10 protein-coding genes are annotated in these 14,666 nt (G+C 69.4%); 5 read left to right on the top strand and 5 right to left on the bottom strand.

The genetic code is table 11. The features are described 5' to 3' along the window. The first annotated feature begins 9 nt into the window (after positions 1–9). The 4 genes from KUD94_RS03250 to galU all read left to right on the top strand — a co-directional run bounded on the left by KUD94_RS03250 (position 10) and on the right by galU (position 4,922). Positions 10–483 (top strand): YeeE/YedE family protein, encoded by a 474-nt coding sequence (locus tag KUD94_RS03250; protein WP_218238452.1) that lies wholly within the window; start codon positions 10–12, stop codon positions 481–483. Further along, positions 480–890, top strand: a complete 411-nt coding sequence (locus KUD94_RS03245; RefSeq protein ID WP_218238451.1) for a YeeE/YedE family protein — start codon at positions 480–482, stop codon at positions 888–890. The genes KUD94_RS03250 and KUD94_RS03245 overlap by 4 nt, the downstream gene beginning before the upstream one ends. A 157-nt stretch (positions 891–1,047) precedes the next feature. After that, positions 1,048–3,918, top strand: a complete 2,871-nt coding sequence (locus KUD94_RS03240; protein ID WP_218238450.1) for a valine--tRNA ligase — start codon at positions 1,048–1,050, stop codon at positions 3,916–3,918. Positions 3,919–4,040: 122 nt separating this feature from the next. Continuing rightward, positions 4,041–4,922 (top strand): UTP--glucose-1-phosphate uridylyltransferase GalU, encoded by an 882-nt coding sequence (galU, locus tag KUD94_RS03235; protein WP_218238449.1) that lies wholly within the window; start codon positions 4,041–4,043, stop codon positions 4,920–4,922. An 18-nt stretch (positions 4,923–4,940) separates the two neighbouring features. Here galU and lolA read toward each other — a convergent pair whose 3' ends face one another. Continuing rightward, on the bottom strand, positions 4,941–5,573 hold the full coding sequence (gene lolA, locus KUD94_RS03230; protein ID WP_218238448.1) for an outer membrane lipoprotein chaperone LolA: 633 nt from the start codon (positions 5,571–5,573) through the stop codon (positions 4,941–4,943). A gap of 11 nt (positions 5,574–5,584) precedes the next feature. Then, positions 5,585–7,915, bottom strand: coding sequence for a DNA translocase FtsK (locus KUD94_RS03225; protein ID WP_218238447.1), 2,331 nt, complete (start codon positions 7,913–7,915; stop codon positions 5,585–5,587). Between the two features lie 200 nt (positions 7,916–8,115). Here KUD94_RS03225 and trxB point away from each other — a divergent pair, with 200 nt between their 5' ends. Beyond that, on the top strand, positions 8,116–9,066 hold the full coding sequence (trxB, locus tag KUD94_RS03220) for a thioredoxin-disulfide reductase (RefSeq protein ID WP_218238446.1): 951 nt from the start codon (positions 8,116–8,118) through the stop codon (positions 9,064–9,066). Between the two features lie 19 nt (positions 9,067–9,085). Here trxB and KUD94_RS03215 read toward each other — a convergent pair whose 3' ends face one another. The 3 genes from KUD94_RS03215 to KUD94_RS03205 all read right to left on the bottom strand — a co-directional run bounded on the left by KUD94_RS03215 (position 9,086) and on the right by KUD94_RS03205 (position 14,665). After that, positions 9,086–9,694 carry a hypothetical protein gene (locus tag KUD94_RS03215; protein ID WP_218239325.1) on the bottom strand — a complete coding sequence of 203 codons (609 nt, stop codon included), beginning with the start codon at positions 9,692–9,694 and terminating at the stop codon, positions 9,086–9,088. Between the two features lie 79 nt (positions 9,695–9,773). Beyond that, positions 9,774–11,258: an efflux transporter outer membrane subunit gene (locus KUD94_RS03210; protein WP_255568989.1), complete on the bottom strand. Its 1,485-nt coding sequence runs from the start codon at positions 11,256–11,258 to the stop codon at positions 9,774–9,776. 200 nt (positions 11,259–11,458) lie between these two features. After that, positions 11,459–14,665, bottom strand: coding sequence for an efflux RND transporter permease subunit (locus KUD94_RS03205; RefSeq protein WP_218238444.1), 3,207 nt, complete (start codon positions 14,663–14,665; stop codon positions 11,459–11,461). Between the last annotated feature and the right edge of the window lies 1 nt (position 14,666).

Here is a 14,666-nt window from a genome sequence, read left to right as displayed (position 1 = left end):
ATGGCCGGCATGAACCTCGCATCCACCCTGTTTCCGCTCGGCTGGGAGCATTACCTGCTGGGCGGCCTGTGCATTGGCCTGGGCGTGGCGCTGCTGTTTGCCATGACCGGCCTGGTCGGCGGCATGAGCAGCGTGTTCTCCTCGACCTGGTCCTTCATCGTGCAGCGGCCCTTCTTCCAGCAGCCGGCGCTGCGCGGCTCGCGCACCTGGCGCCTGCAGTACGCGGCCGGGCTCATCCTCGGCGCGCTGCTGTGGTGGCTATGGCTCGGCGGCCCGGGGCCTGAGACCACCGCCGTGCCGGCCTGGCAACTGCTGGTCGGCGGCTTCATCGCCGGCTTTGGCGCGCGCATGGGCCATGGCTGCACCTCGGGGCACGGCATTTGCGGCCTGGGTTCGCTGCAATGGCCCTCGGCGCTGGCGGTGCTGTGCTTCATGGCCACCGCGATGATCACCGCCAACCTGGTCTGGAGGCTGCAGGCATGACATCCGCACGCGCCCTGGCGACGCTCGCCGCCGGCATGCTCTTTGGCTTCGGCCTGGCCGCTTCCACCATGATCCGCCCCGAGGTGGTGCTGAGCTTTCTGCGCTTTCAGGACTTTGGCCTGGTGCTGGTGCTGGGCGGCGCGGTGCTGGTCACCGGCCTGGCCTATGCGCTGCTGCCGCGCCTGCTGCGCCGCCCGGTGCTGGGCGGGCAGTTCCAGCGCCATCCCATGCACCCGGGCGCGCGCACGCTGGCGGGCGCCGCGCTCTTTGGCGTGGGCTGGGGCCTGAGCGGCGTCTGCCCCGGCCCGGCAATTGCCGGCCTGGGCGCGGGCAACTGGATGCTGCTTTATGCGCTCGGGGGCATCGCGCTCGGGGCGCTGGTGCAAGGCCTGCTGGCCAAACCGTGAATCGCCCACGCAGTATCTGAACAAAATCGGCCGTCTGCGCTTGTCCTGCCTGCGCGAACAGCTATCATCGTGATAGCTGCTGGCCGACCGCATAAAATCAGGCCGCCCTTTTCCTTTTGCCTAGCACGGCGTCCCGCGGGATGCCGTTTTTCATGCCATGAGCGCAACCCCTGCACAACCGGGCCTGTCCAGCCTGTCCAAATCCTTCGACCCCGCACCGCTGGAGGCCCATTGGGGGCCGCTGTGGGAAGAGCGCGGCTACGCCCGCGCCGGGGTGCGCGGCAGCGGCCAGCCCGACGCCGGCCAGCCGGGTTTTGCCATCCAGCTGCCGCCGCCCAACGTGACCGGCACGTTGCACATGGGCCACGCCTTCAACCAGACCATCATGGACAGCCTCACGCGCTACCACCGCATGAAGGGGTTCAACACGGTCTGGGTGCCGGGCACGGACCACGCCGGCATTGCCACGCAGATCGTGGTGGAGCGCCAGCTGCAGGAGCAAGGCGTGGGCCGGCGCGACCTGGGGCGCGAAGCCTTCACCGCCAAGGTCTGGCAATGGAAGGAGAAAAGCGGCAACACCATCACCACGCAGATGCGCCGCATGGGCGACAGCGTGGACTGGAGCCGCGAGTACTTCACCATGGACGAGAAACTCTCCAAGGTGGTGACCGAGACCTTCGTGCGCCTGTATGAGCAGGGCCTGATCTACCGTGGCAAGCGCCTGGTCAACTGGGACCCGGTGCTGCAGTCCGCCGTCTCCGACCTGGAGGTGGAAAACGAGGAGCGCGACGGCTCGCTCTGGCACATCGCCTATCCGCTCACCGACGGCTCCGGCCAGCTGGTCGTGGCCACCACGCGGCCCGAGACCATGCTGGGCGACGTGGCCGTCATGGTGCACCCCGAGGACGAGCGCTACGCGCACCTGATCGGCAAAAGCGTGACGCTGCCGCTGGTGGGCCGCCAGATCCCCATCATTGCCGACGAGTACGTGGACCGCGAGTTCGGCACCGGCGTGGTCAAGGTCACGCCCGCGCACGACAATAACGACTACGCCGTGGGCCAGCGCCATGGCCTGCCCATGGAGGTGGTGCTGACGCTGGCCGCCACCATCAGCGACAACGCGCCCGAGCAGTACCGCGGCCTGGACCGCTTCGCCGCCCGCAAGGCCATCGTGGCCGACCTGGAGGAGCAGGGCCTGCTGGTCGAGACGAAGAAGCACAAGCTGATGGTGCCGGTGTGCACCCGCACGGGGCAGATCATCGAGCCCATGCTGACCGACCAGTGGTTCGTGGCGATGTCCAAGATCGGCGAAGGCGACGCCACCGGCAAGAGCATCGCGCAGAAGGCCATCGACGCGGTGGCCTCTGGCCATGTGCAGTTCGTGCCCGAGAACTGGGTCAACACCTACAACCAGTGGATGAACAACATCCAGGACTGGTGCATCTCGCGCCAGCTCTGGTGGGGACACCAGATTCCCGCCTGGTACGACGAGGACGGCAAGGTGTACGTGGCCCGCAGCGAGGCCGAGGCGCAGGCCCAGGCACCGGGCAAGCAGCTTCGCCGCGACGAGGACGTGCTGGACACCTGGTATTCCAGCGCCCTGGTGCCGTTTTCGACCATGGGCTGGCCCGACCAGAGTGACGCGCCCCCCGACGACTACAACCTCTACCTGCCCAGCTCGGTCCTCGTCACCGGCTACGACATCATCTTCTTCTGGGTGGCCCGGATGATCATGATGACCACGCACTTCACCGGCCGCGTGCCGTTCAGGCACGTGTACATCCACGGCCTGGTGCGCGACGCGCAGGGCAAGAAGATGAGCAAGTCCGAGGGCAATGTGCTGGACCCGGTGGACCTGATCGATGGGATTGCGCTCGCGCCCCTGCTGGAAAAGCGCACTACCGGCCTGCGCCGCCCCGAAACGGCCCCGCAGGTGAAGAAGAACACGCAAAAGGAATTCCCCGAGGGCATCCCCGCCTACGGGGCGGACGCGCTGCGCTTCACCTTCGCGGCGCTGGCGTCCCTGGGCCGCAGCATCAACTTCGACAGCAAGCGCTGCGAGGGCTACCGCAATTTCTGCAACAAGCTCTGGAACGCCAGCCGCTTCGTGCTTATGCACTGCGAGGGCTACGACTGCGGGCTCGACGGGCTGAGCAATTGCGCCAATGGCCGGATGTCGTTTTCCGCAGCCGACCGCTGGATCGTCTCCGAGCTGCAAAAGGCCGAGGCCGCGGTGGCCCAGGGTTTTGCCGAATACCGTCTGGACAACGTCGCTACCGCGATCTACGAGTTCGTCTGGAACGCCTTCTGCGACTGGTACCTGGAGATTGCCAAGGTGCAGTTGCAAACCGGGGACGAGGCCGCGCAGCGCGGCACCCGGCGCACGCTGATCCGCACGCTGGAGACCATCCTGCGCCTGGCGCACCCCATCATCCCCTTCGTCACCGAGGCCTTGTGGCAGGTGGTCGCGCCCGTGGCCGGCCGCGCCGGGCCTTCGGTGATGCTTGCGCCCTACCCCGAGGCCCAGCCCGAGCGCATCGACGAGGCCGCGTGCGCCCAGGTGCAGCACCTGCAGCAGATGGTGGATGCCTGCCGTCAGTTGCGCGGCGAGATGGGCGTGTCGCCGGCACAGCGTTTGCCCCTGCTGGCGGTGGCCGACGACGGCGAGGAGGCAGGCTTTCTGCGCGAGCACGCGGCCGTACTGCAGAATCTGGCGCGCCTGAGCGAGCTCAAGCTCTTCGAGGACGAGTCCGCCTGGCAGGCGGCGGCCGGACAGGCTCCGGTGCTGGTCGCGGGCAAGGCGCGTCTGGCGCTGCATGTGCAGATCGACGTCGCGGCCGAGAAGGCGCGCCTGGCCAAGGAGGCGGCGCGCCTGTCGGGCGAGATCGCCAAGGCCCGGGGCAAGCTGGCCAACGAGGCCTTCGTGGCCAAGGCCCCGGCCGCGGTGATCGAGCAGGAAAAGCAGCGCATGGCCGACTTCGGCAGCACGCTGGCGCGCATCGAGGAGCAACTCGCCCGGCTGGCCTGACGACTCCTTCCCCCTCTGGGGGAAGGCGGGGATGGGGGCTGGCGGCGACTGCGCCGCCGCTGGCCTCCACCCCAACCCTCCCCCACAGGGGAGGGAGAAAAACCGAACCATCAGGAACCACCATGACCACCCTCATTCGCAAGGCCGTCTTCCCCGTCGCGGGGCTGGGTACGCGCTTTCTGCCGGCCACCAAGGCAGCGCCCAAGGAAATGCTGCCGGTAGTGGACAAGCCCCTGATCCAGTACGCGGTGGAAGAAGCCTACGAGGCCGGCATCCGCGACATGGTCTTTGTCACCGGTCGCAGCAAGCGCGCGATCGAGGACCACTTCGATACCGCCTACGAGCTCGAAAGCGAGCTGGAAGCCGCCGGCAAGCAGGCGCTGCTGCACCTGGTACGCAGCGTCATCCCCGAAGACATGAACTGCCTCTTCGTGCGCCAACCGCGCTCGCTCGGCCTGGGGCATGCGGTGCTCTGCGCCGAGCCGCTGGTGGGTAATGAACCGTTTGCGGTGCTGCTGGCCGACGACTTGATGGTGGGCGAGCCGGGCGGGCCCGGCGTGATGGCGCAGATGGCGGCGGCCTTTGAAAAGCAGGGCCGCTCGCTGCTGGCGGTGCAGGAAGTGCCGCAGGAAGAAACCCGGCGCTACGGCATCGTCAAGGGCGAGGACGCCGGCGGGCCGCTGCTGCGCATTGAAGAGATCATCGAAAAGCCCGCGCCCGAAGTAGCGCCGTCGCGCATGGGCGTGGCCGGGCGTTATGTGCTCACGCCGCGCATCTTCGAGGAAATCCGCCAGCAGCCGCGCGGCGTGGGCGGAGAGATCCAGCTCACCGACGCGATCGCGCGCCTCATGCGCCACGAGGCTGTCTACGCATACGCCTACAGCGGCAAGCGCTACGACTGTGGTAGCAAGGAAGGCTTTTTGCAGGCCACCGTGGAGCTGGCCTTGCAGCACCCGCAAGTGGGTGCGCACTTTCGCGACTGGCTCAAGACCCTGCAGGTCTGAAGCCGCGCGGCGCCGGGCTCACTCGCGCAGCACGTCCGCCCCCTTGGGCGGCGTGAAGCGAAAGCTGCCCGCCGGCAGCGGCGCGTTGAGCTTGAAGTCGCTGAAGCGCAATTCCGAGCGCTGGCCGAAGTGGTCGACGATGACCAGGCGCGCCAGCACCTCGTCCCTGAAGCCCACGCGCACGCTGGCGATCTGCCCGTCCTGCGCCTTCGGGCTTGCCAGCACCCAATGCAGGCCGTCGGCGTCGGGCTGCTCGCTCAGCGAAAAATCCTTGGCCAGCGCGGCCAGGTCGGGCCGCGCGGTCAGCAAGGCTGCGGGCGTGCTGCCCAGCGCCTGGTCCTGGGCGCGCTCGGTCACCTGGTTCAGGTCGGCGTCGTAGAGCCACAGGGTCTTGCCGTCGGCCACGATGGTCTGCACGAAGGGCTTGGCGTAGTCGAAGCGAAAGCGCCCCGGGCGCTCGAAGGCGAAGTGGCCGCTGGACACCTTGGGCGGCGCCGTCTGGCCGTCGCGCGCCGGGGCGGTGACGGTCTGGGTGAATTCGGCCTCGCCGCTGCGCGCCTGCTGCATGAAGCTTTCCAGGCTTTTCAGGCCTTGAGCCCATGCCCCGCTTGCGCAAGCAGCTATCAAAATAGTGAAGAAATAACGTTGCATCGTGTCTGCCTTCATTCGGCGCGCGCGGCCACCAGCACCTCGCGCTGGCCGCTGCTGGTCAGGGCGCTGACCAGGCCCGCCTTTTCCATGTCTTCGAGCAGGCGCGCCGAGCGGTTGTAGCCTATGCGCAGCTTGCGCTGCACGTAGGAGATGCTGGCCTTGCGGTCCTTGAGCACGATCTCCACCGCCTGGTCGTACATCGGGTCCTTCTCGCCGCCGCCCTCGCCTTCGGCGCCAAAGCCGCTGTCCTCGCCTTCGGCGCTGCCGCCTTCGAGCACGCCGTCGATGTAGTCGGGCTCGCCCTGTTCCTTGAGGTAGCTGACCACGCGGTGCACCTCGTCGTCGCTCACGAAGGCGCCGTGCACGCGGATCGGCAGCCCCGTGCCCGAAGGCAGGTAGAGCATGTCGCCCATGCCCAGCAGGGCCTCGGCGCCCATCTGGTCGAGGATGGTGCGGCTGTCGATCTTGCTACTCACCTGAAACGCGATGCGCGTGGGGATGTTGGCCTTGATCAGGCCGGTGATCACGTCCACGCTCGGGCGCTGGGTCGCCAGAATCAAATGGATGCCGGCCGCGCGCGCCTTCTGCGCCAGGCGGGCGATCAGCTCCTCGATCTTCTTGCCCACGACCATCATCAGGTCGGCCAGCTCGTCGATGACGACCACGATGTGCGGCAGCCGATCGAGCGGCTCGGGCTCCTCGGGCGTGAGGCTGAAGGGGTTGCCTATCGACTCGCCGCGCGCATGCGCTTCGGCGATGCGCGCGTTGTAGCCCGCGAGGTTGCGCACACCGAGCTTGCTCATCAGCTTGTAGCGCCGCTCCATCTCGCCCACGCACCAGTTCAGGCCGTGCGCGGCCTGCTTCATGTCGGTGACCACCGGGCACAGCAGGTGCGGAATGCCCTCGTAGACCGACATCTCCAGCATCTTGGGGTCGATCATCATCAGACGCACGTCGCGCGGCTCGGCCTTGTAGAGCAGCGAGAGAATCATCGCGTTGATGCCCACCGACTTGCCCGAACCCGTGGTGCCCGCCACCAGGCAGTGCGGCATGCGGGCAAGGTCCGCCACCACCGGTGCTCCCACGATGTCCTTGCCCAGGCCCATGGTCAAGAGGCTTCTGGCGTCGTGGTAGACCTGCGAGCCCAGCACCTCCGACAAATGGATCATCTGCCGGCGCGCATTGGGCAGCTCCAGCGCCATGCAGTTCTTGCCCGGAATCGTCTCGATCACGCGGATCGACACCAGGCTGAGGCTGCGCGCCAGGTCCTTGGCCAGGTTCACGATCTGCGAGCCCTTCACGCCCGTGGCGGGCTCGATCTCGTAGCGCGTGACCACGGGGCCGGGCATGGCCGCGACCACCGCCACCTCCACGCCGAAGTCGCGCAGCTTCTTCTCGATCAGGCGGCTGGTCATCTCCAGCGTCTCGGCCGAGACCGACTCCTGGCGCGCCGGCGCCGCATCCAGCAAGTCGATCTGCGGCAGCGGGCTGTCGGGCAGTTCAGTGAACAAGGGCTTTTGCCGCTCCTGCACCACGCGCGTGCTCGGCGCGGCCTGGGCCGCCGCCGGCGGCTCGACGATGTGCACCGCGCCCGGGTGCGGCTCGGCCGCATCGCCCTCGTCGGGGCGCTCGCCCAGCAGCACCTCTTGGCGCTCGCGCGCTGCGCGCCGCCCCGCGGCCTGGTCGCGCGCGCGTTCGCGCTGCACCCGAGCCCACTGCAGGCCGCGGTCGGCCAGCATGCCCAGGCGCTGCGCCAGCACGCCCCAGGAAAACCCGAAAACCCAGGCCGCGCCCAGCACCGTCAGCACCACGCCGGCGATGCCCGATCCGGTAAAGCCGAGCCAGCGCACCGCCAGCGGCCCGACGGCGTAGCCCAGCATGCCGCCCGCATGCCCGGGCAGCAGCGGCTCGAAGCGGTACAGGCGCGACCACTCCAGCGCGCAACTGGCCAGCATCAGCATCAGCAGGCCGCCCCAGAACAGGCGTCGGCGCTGGCGCGCGGCGCCGGCGTCGCCCTCGCCGCGCACCCAGCGCGCCAGCGCCGCAAACCACGCGACCACGCCCGCGGCCATCAGCCACCAGACGGAAAAACCGAGCATGAAATAACTGCCGTCGGCCACCCAGGCGCCCAGGCGCCCGACCCAGTTGGCCGCGGCCTGGCCAGCCGCCGCGCCCGCGGTTGACCAGGCTTCGTCCTGCGGTGAATAGCTCCACAGGGCCAGCAGCCAGAACAGCCAGAGCAGCAAACCCAGCAGCAGCAGGATTTCCTGCCCGAAACGGGCCACCGCACCACGCGCGCCGGCCCTGCCCGGCACATTCAGACTATTGGAGGAGTAGGACATCTCGAAGGAAGCTTGGGGCAATGCTGAACAAGTCCCCGGTGTGGCGCGCGCCCCGCCTGGGGATGGGCTGCGGCGCGCGAGGGGCTTGTCCGGCCTTGCCCGAGCTTACTGCATGCGCCCGGCCCGGCGTGGCCGGTGCGCGGTTCATACAATCACCGGCCTGACGCTTTTTTCAGTCCGTTACCGCTGCGCCCTCTTCCATGCCAAACACACGACACGCCAAAGTTCTGATCCTGGGCTCCGGCCCCGCGGGCTACACCGCCGCCCTCTACGCGGCGCGCGCCAATCTCAAGCCGGTGCTGATCACCGGCATGGCCCAGGGCGGTCAGCTCACCACCACGACCGAGGTGGACAACTGGCCGGCCGACGTCGAAGGCGTGCAAGGCCCGGCGTTGATGGAGCGCTTTCTGGCCCACGCCACGCGCTTTGATACCGAGGTCATCTTCGACCACATCGAATCGGCGGACCTGAGCCAGCGCCCGTTTCGCCTGCAGGGCAGCGAGAGCTACACCTGCGACGCGCTCATCATCGCCACCGGCGCCTCGGCCAAGTACCTTGGCCTGCCCTCGGAGCAGGCGCTGATGGGCCAGGGCGTGTCGGCCTGCGCCACCTGCGACGGTTTCTTCTACCGCGACCAGGACGTGTGCGTGGTCGGCGGCGGCAACACCGCGGTGGAAGAAGCGCTGTACCTGGCCAACATCGCGCGCAAGGTCACGCTGATCCATCGGCGCGACAAGTTCCGCGCCGAGCCGATCATGGTGGACAAGCTCATGGAGCGCGTGGCCAGCGGCAAGATCGAGCTCAAGACCCCCTACACCGTCGAGGAAGTGCTCTCCGACGCCAAGGGCGTCTCGGGCGTTCGCGTCAAGCATGTGGACAGCGGCGCTACCGAAGAGGTCGCGGTGCAGGGCTGCTTCATCGCCATCGGCCATGCGCCCAACACCGGCATCTTCACCGGCCAGCTCGAAATGGAAGGCGGCTACATCATCACCCAGGGCGGCCACCAGGGCTTTGCCACGCAAACCAGCGTGCCCGGCGTGTTTGCCGCCGGCGACGTGCAAGACCACGTCTATCGCCAGGCCATCACCAGCGCCGGCACCGGCTGCATGGCGGCGCTGGACGCGCAGCGCTTTCTGGAGCAGCAGGACTGAAGCGCAGGCCGCGCCGGCATCAGAACTTGGCGCGGTAATAAATCATCGGCCCGCCGTGGCGCGCGCGCAGCAGCAGGCGCGCGTCGCCCCCGCCCTGCAATTGCACGCCGATCGCGCCGAACTCGGAGATCAGGCCGCTGCCGCGCGCGGATTTCCACTGCACCTCCAGGCGCGCGGCGTAGGCCGGCAGCGCGGCGCTGTGCTTTGCCTCTATGGCCTGTGCGGCATTGCGGTAGTTGCCCGACCACTGCATCCAGCCCGAGAAGCCCAGGCGCCAGCGCCCGCCCATGGGCTGGCGCCAATGCACCCCCACGCGCGGCTGCCAGCGCGCGGCCGGACCCAGCGCCTCGTCACCGCTCCAGCGGCCCCAAGGCGTGGCCTGCGCGCCCAGAGAAAAGCCGGTGGCCGCGCCGGTGGCGGCGCTCCAGTGCACCAGGTCGAGCGCCTGAGCGCGCTCCTGCACAGTGCTTCCGGGGGGAATCGTGTCGGCGCGCCACTGCCAGTGCGGCGCAGCCATGCTCTTGGCAGTGAGGGCCAGCCCGGACGAGGTCATCTGGGCCCCCGCCATCTGGCACGTGAGCAGCCCGAGCACCAAGACCATGCTCCGGCTTGTCGAGACTGGTTTCATGGCGAACCTCCTCGTGCAGCAAACCGGCGTTGTGCACCGTCAGACCCCTGTCGCTGCCCGGGAGTTCCGCCTGGCCCAGTCAGCGCCCTGGCGGTCCTGCCCTTGGCAGCCCCTGCGCGGCGGGCGCCCCTGCCGGTTGCGCGCCTACTGCGCCATCCACGCTCCACGGCGCTTGCCAGCCGCCGCCCAGCGCCTGCACCAGCGCCAGCACGGCCTGTTGGCGCTGCAGCTGCAGCTGCATCAGCGCCCGGCGCGCGCCCAGCGTGGCGGCCTGCGCGCTCACCACGCTGGTGTAGGCGGCAAGCCCCGCTTCATAGCTGTTGAGCGTGCGCTGCTCGGCGGCCGCAGCCGCATCGGCGGCCGCCCGCTGGTGCGCTGCCTGGCGCGCCAGCGCATCGAGTGCGGTGAGCTGGTCTTCGACCTCGCCCAGCGCGCCGAGCACGCTCTGGCGGTAGCGCGCGCCTGCTGCCTGTTGCTGGGCGATGGCCTGCTGCAGCGCCGCGTCGCGGCTGCCGCCGTCTAGCAGGGTTTGGGCAATCGCCGTGCCCAGCGACCAGGTGAGCGCCGGCACCGAGAACAGGTCGGCAATGCTGGCGCCCGCGGCGCCCAGGCCGGCCGAGAGGCTCAGGCTCGGAAACCATGCGGCCCGCGCCGCACCGATGCGCGCATTGGCCGCGGCCAGCGCGCGCTCGCTCGACGCCACGTCCGGGCGGCGCAGCAGCAGTTCAGAGGGCAGCAGCGGCGGCACCTGGGGCGCTGCGGCCCGCCATTCGGCCGGCGCCAGCGTGAACTGCGCCGGCGCCAGGCCAAGCAGCAGCGCGATCGCGTGCTCGGCCGTGGCGCGGCTGCGCGCCAGACTCACGCGCGTGGCGCGGGCGTTCTCCAGCGTGGTCTGCGCCTGCAGCAGATCGGTGTGCGCCGCCACGCCCGCGCGGTAGCGGTTGCCGGTGATCTGCTCGGCGCGCTCGTAGCCGCTGATGATCTCGTCCATCAGGCGCATTTCGGCGTCGAGCTCGCGCACCTGCAGATAGGCTTGCACCAGGCTGGCCCTTGCGGCCAGGCGCGCGCCGGCGAGGTCGGCCTCGCTGGCCTGCAGCTGCGCCTGCTGCGCCTCGATGCCTGCGGCAAGACGTCCCCAGAGGTCGGGCGCCCAGCTAGCCGCCAGGCCCAGGCTGGCGCTGCCGCGTGCCGGCTCGCCGCTGCGCTGCACACCCGCCTGCAGGCCGAGCGTGGGCAGACGCTGGGCCTGGCTTTGCCGCAGCAGCGCCTGCGCCTGGGCGACGTTGGCCGCAGCCAGCGCGATGTTCGGGTTGCCGCCGTCGAGCTCGGCCACCAGCGCGTCGAGCGCGCCGTCGTCCCACAGCCGCCACCACTGGCCGTCCTGCCAATGGCGGTAGTCGGCGGTGCTGACCCAGCCCGCGGGCGCGGCGCTCTTCCACTGCGTGGGCAGCGGCGCGTCGGGCAGCGCCGGCGGCGGCGCGCTGCCCGCGCAGGCGGCGAGCAGCGCGCTGGCAAGCAGCAAGGTGCTCAGCTTGCGGGCCTTGATGGATGGTGAAAATTTCAAGCAAAAAATGGCTCTGACCCTTGTCGCATATGCGTTGGCAGCTATCAAAAACATGAATTCTTTTCTCCCTTCGCCTCCGGCAGATGGTCGGCGTGGGCGCCAACGGCCTGGGCTTTCCCCATTGCTGTGGACGGTGCTGGCGGCCCCCATCCCGGCATTGCCCGAGCGGGGGAAGGAGGCAGAAGACAGATCGGGCAGGCTCATGCTCCCTCCAAGGCAGGGCGGTGTGTGGGTGCGGCCCGGGGGCGGGCGCGGCGCAGCCGGTCGAGCAGCACGTAGACCGCGGGCGTGGTCAGCAGCGTGAGCAGCTGGCTTGCGATCAGCCCGCCGACGATGGTCACGCCCAGGGGCTGGCGCAGTTCGGCGCCTTCGCCAAAGCCTATGGCCAGCGGCAACGCGCCCAGGCCCGCGGCCAGCGTGGTCATGAGGATGGGGCGCAGGCGCAGCAGGCAGGCCTCGCGCACCGCCTGCACCGCGCCGAGGCCGCGCCGGCGCTCGGCGTCCAGCGCGAAGTCGATGATCAGAATGGCGTTCTTCTTGACGATGCCAATCAGCAGGAACACCCCGATCAGCGCCATCAGTGAAAACTCCATCTTGAACAGCATCAGCGCGAGCACCGCGCCAAAGCCGGCGCTGGGCAGCGTGGTGAGCACGGTGAGCGGATGGATCAGACTCTCGTAGAGCATGCCCAGCACCAGGTAGATGACGACCAGCGCCGCCACGATCAGCCAGCCTTGCTGCGCCTGGCTCTTTTGCGCCTCGGCGGCGGCACCGGAGAACTGGCCGCGCACCTGGTTGGGCAGCTTGATCGCGTCCACCGCGTCGAGCACCGCCTGGCGGCCCTGCTCCAGCGACACGCCGTCGGCCAGATTGAAGGACAGGGTGCTGGAGAGCTCGCCGCCGTCGTGCCAGACGCTGGCCGGCACCGGCCGCTCGCTGAAGCGGGCGAACTCCGACAGCGCCACCATGGTGCGCCCGGAGGTGGACAGCGGCTGGCCTGTGGATGCGCCGCGCTGGCCCGGGTTGGCCGGGCTGCCCTGCGCCCCCGCGCCGGCGCTCACCTGCACGTCGCGCAGCACCTGCGGCGACTGCGCATGTTCGGGCGCCCACTGCATCACCACGCTGTACTGATTGAGCTCGCTGTACATCGTGGCCACCTGGCGCTGGCCGAAGGCGTTGTACAGCGCCGCGTTGATGGCCGCGGGCGTCACCCCCAAGCGCGCGGCGCGCGCACGGTCCACCTCGATGAAGGCTTCCACGCCGTTGTCGCTCTCGTCGTCGTCCACGTCGATGAGACGCGCGTCGCGCCTGAGCTGGGCCGACAGCGCTCGCGTCCAGGTGCGCAGGTCTGCCTGGCTGTCGGCCTTGAGCGTGTACTGGTAGGTCGAATTGCTGCTGCGCCCGCCGGCGCGCAGCTCTTGCGCCGGGTTGAGAAAGACGCTCAGGCCGGTGATTTTCGCCAGTTGCGGGCGCAGGCGGTTGATGACGGTGCGCGTCTTCTCGCGCCCCGGCCTTTGCTCGGCCGGCTTGAGCGCGCCAAACAGGAAGCCGCCGCCGCTGCGCCCGCCGGCGTAGGCCACGACGGTACCCACGGCCGGGTCGGCGCCGATGATGTCGGCCGCCTGCTGCAGCTTGTCGCCAAAGGCTTGGCTGGAAATGCTCTGGTCGGCGCGCAGGCCGGCAAAGAACTGGCCGTTGTCCTGGTCGGGAAAGAACCCCTTGTCCACCTGCACGAAGAGGTAGCCGCTCACGCCGAGCACCGCCGCAAGCACCAGCACCACCAGCCAGGGGAAGGCGAGCGTCCAGTCCAGCGCCGCGCCATAGCCGCGCAGCAGGCGCTGGCCCAGCCCGGCGGCGCCCGCGCCCAGGCGTGCGCGCAGCCAGCCGGCGGCGCTGCGCCGCACCGGGGCCGCGCTCTGGCTGCGCAGCAGCAGCGCGCACAGCATGGGCGTGGTAGTCAGCGAGATGAGCAGAGAAATCATCACCGCTGCCGACAGCGTCACCGCGAACTCGCGAAACAGCAGCCCCGGGTGCCCGCCCATGAAGAGCAGCGGAATGAAGACCGCCACCAGCGAGACGCTCATGGTCAGCACCGTGAAGCCGACCTCGCGCGCGCCGTCGAGCACCGCGCGCGTGCGCTCCATGCCTGCTTCCAGATGGCGCGTGATGTTCTCGATCACGACGATGGCGTCGTCCACCACGAAGCCTGTGGCCACCGTGAGCGCCATCAGCGTGAGGTTGTTGAGCGAATAGCCCAGCGCCGCCATCACCGCGAAGGTGCCCAGCAGCGACACGACCGTGGCCACCGCCGGAATCAGCGCCGAGCGCAGATTGCGCAGGAACAGCCCGACCACCAGCACCACCAGCAGCACCGCGATGGCCAGCGTGATTTCCACCTCGCGCACCGAGGCGCGCACCGAACCGGTGCGATCGATCGCCACCGTCAGCTCCACGTCCGCCGGCAGCTGGGCGCGCAACTGGGGCAGCAATTGCTCGATCGCGTCGGCCGTCTCTATCAGGTTGGCGTCGGGCTGCTGGGTGATGTTGACGACGATGGCCGGGCGGCCGTTGAACATGCCGCGGGTGCGCGTGTCCTGCACGCCGTCGCTGACCCTGGCCACCTGCGACAGGCGCACCTCGGCACCGGCGCGCATGGCGATCACGGTGTCGCGGTAGTCGGCCGCGCGCAGGCCCGGCGCGGGCGTGAGCACCGCAAGCTGGCGCCCGTCCTGCGCGCCGCCCAGCTCGATCACGCCCTTGGGCCGGTTGGCATTGCTTGCCTGCAGCGCCGCGCGCACGTCCTCGCTGCTCACCCCGAGCTGGTGCAGGGCAAAGGGGTTGAGCTCGACGCGCACCGCGGGCTGCGAGCCGCCGCCCAGCGTCACGTCGCCCACGCCCGGCACCTGCAGCAGGCGCTGGCTGACGATGTTGTTCACCGCATCGAAGATCTGCCCCGGCGCGCGCGTGGGCGAGGTCAGCGCCAGGATCATGAAGGGCTGGGCGGCAGGGTTGGCCTTGCGGTAGGTCGGGTTGCTGCGCAGGCTGGCGGGCAGGTCTATGCGCGCGGCATTGATCGCCGCCTGCACGTCGCGCGCGGCGCTGTCGATGTTGCGCCCCTGGTCGAACTGCAGCACCACGCGGCTGGAGCCGGTGCTGGAGCTGCTGGTCATCTCGTTGACGCCGGCGATGGTGCCAAGCTGGCGCTCCAGCGGCGTGGCCACGGTGCGCGCCATGTCCGCGGGGCTGGCGCCGGGCATGCTCGCAGAGACGAAGATCACCGGAAAGTCCACCGCCGGCAGGCGCGCCACCGGCAGGATGAAATAGGCGCCGATGCCGGCCAGCGCCAGCCCTATGGTGAGCAGCAGCGTGCCAATCGGGCGCTGGATGAAGGGGCGCGAGAGGTTCATG

The organism is Comamonas sp. NLF-1-9, assembly GCF_019195435.1.
In the GTDB taxonomy this organism is placed as follows: domain Bacteria; phylum Pseudomonadota; class Gammaproteobacteria; order Burkholderiales; family Burkholderiaceae_C; genus Comamonas_C.
This window is presented reverse-complemented; position numbering and strand designations above follow the sequence as displayed.

Bases quoted from the DNA above. Each gene is read 5' to 3' on its own strand.
- KUD94_RS03250 (WP_218238452.1), top strand. From the start codon at position 10: ATGAACCTCGCATCCACCCTGTTTCCGCTCGGCTGGGAGCATTACCTG.
- KUD94_RS03245 (WP_218238451.1), top strand. From the start codon at position 480: ATGACATCCGCACGCGCCCTGGCGACGCTCGCCGCCGGCATGCTCTTT.
- KUD94_RS03240 (WP_218238450.1), top strand. From the start codon at position 1,048: ATGAGCGCAACCCCTGCACAACCGGGCCTGTCCAGCCTGTCCAAATCC.
- galU (WP_218238449.1), top strand. From the start codon at position 4,041: ATGACCACCCTCATTCGCAAGGCCGTCTTCCCCGTCGCGGGGCTGGGT.
- lolA (WP_218238448.1), bottom strand. From the start codon at position 5,573: ATGCAACGTTATTTCTTCACTATTTTGATAGCTGCTTGCGCAAGCGGG.
- KUD94_RS03225 (WP_218238447.1), bottom strand. From the start codon at position 7,915: ATGTCCTACTCCTCCAATAGTCTGAATGTGCCGGGCAGGGCCGGCGCG.
- trxB (WP_218238446.1), top strand. From the start codon at position 8,116: ATGCCAAACACACGACACGCCAAAGTTCTGATCCTGGGCTCCGGCCCC.
- KUD94_RS03215 (WP_218239325.1), bottom strand. From the start codon at position 9,694: ATGAAACCAGTCTCGACAAGCCGGAGCATGGTCTTGGTGCTCGGGCTG.
- KUD94_RS03205 (WP_218238444.1), bottom strand. From the start codon at position 14,665: ATGAACCTCTCGCGCCCCTTCATCCAGCGCCCGATTGGCACGCTGCTG.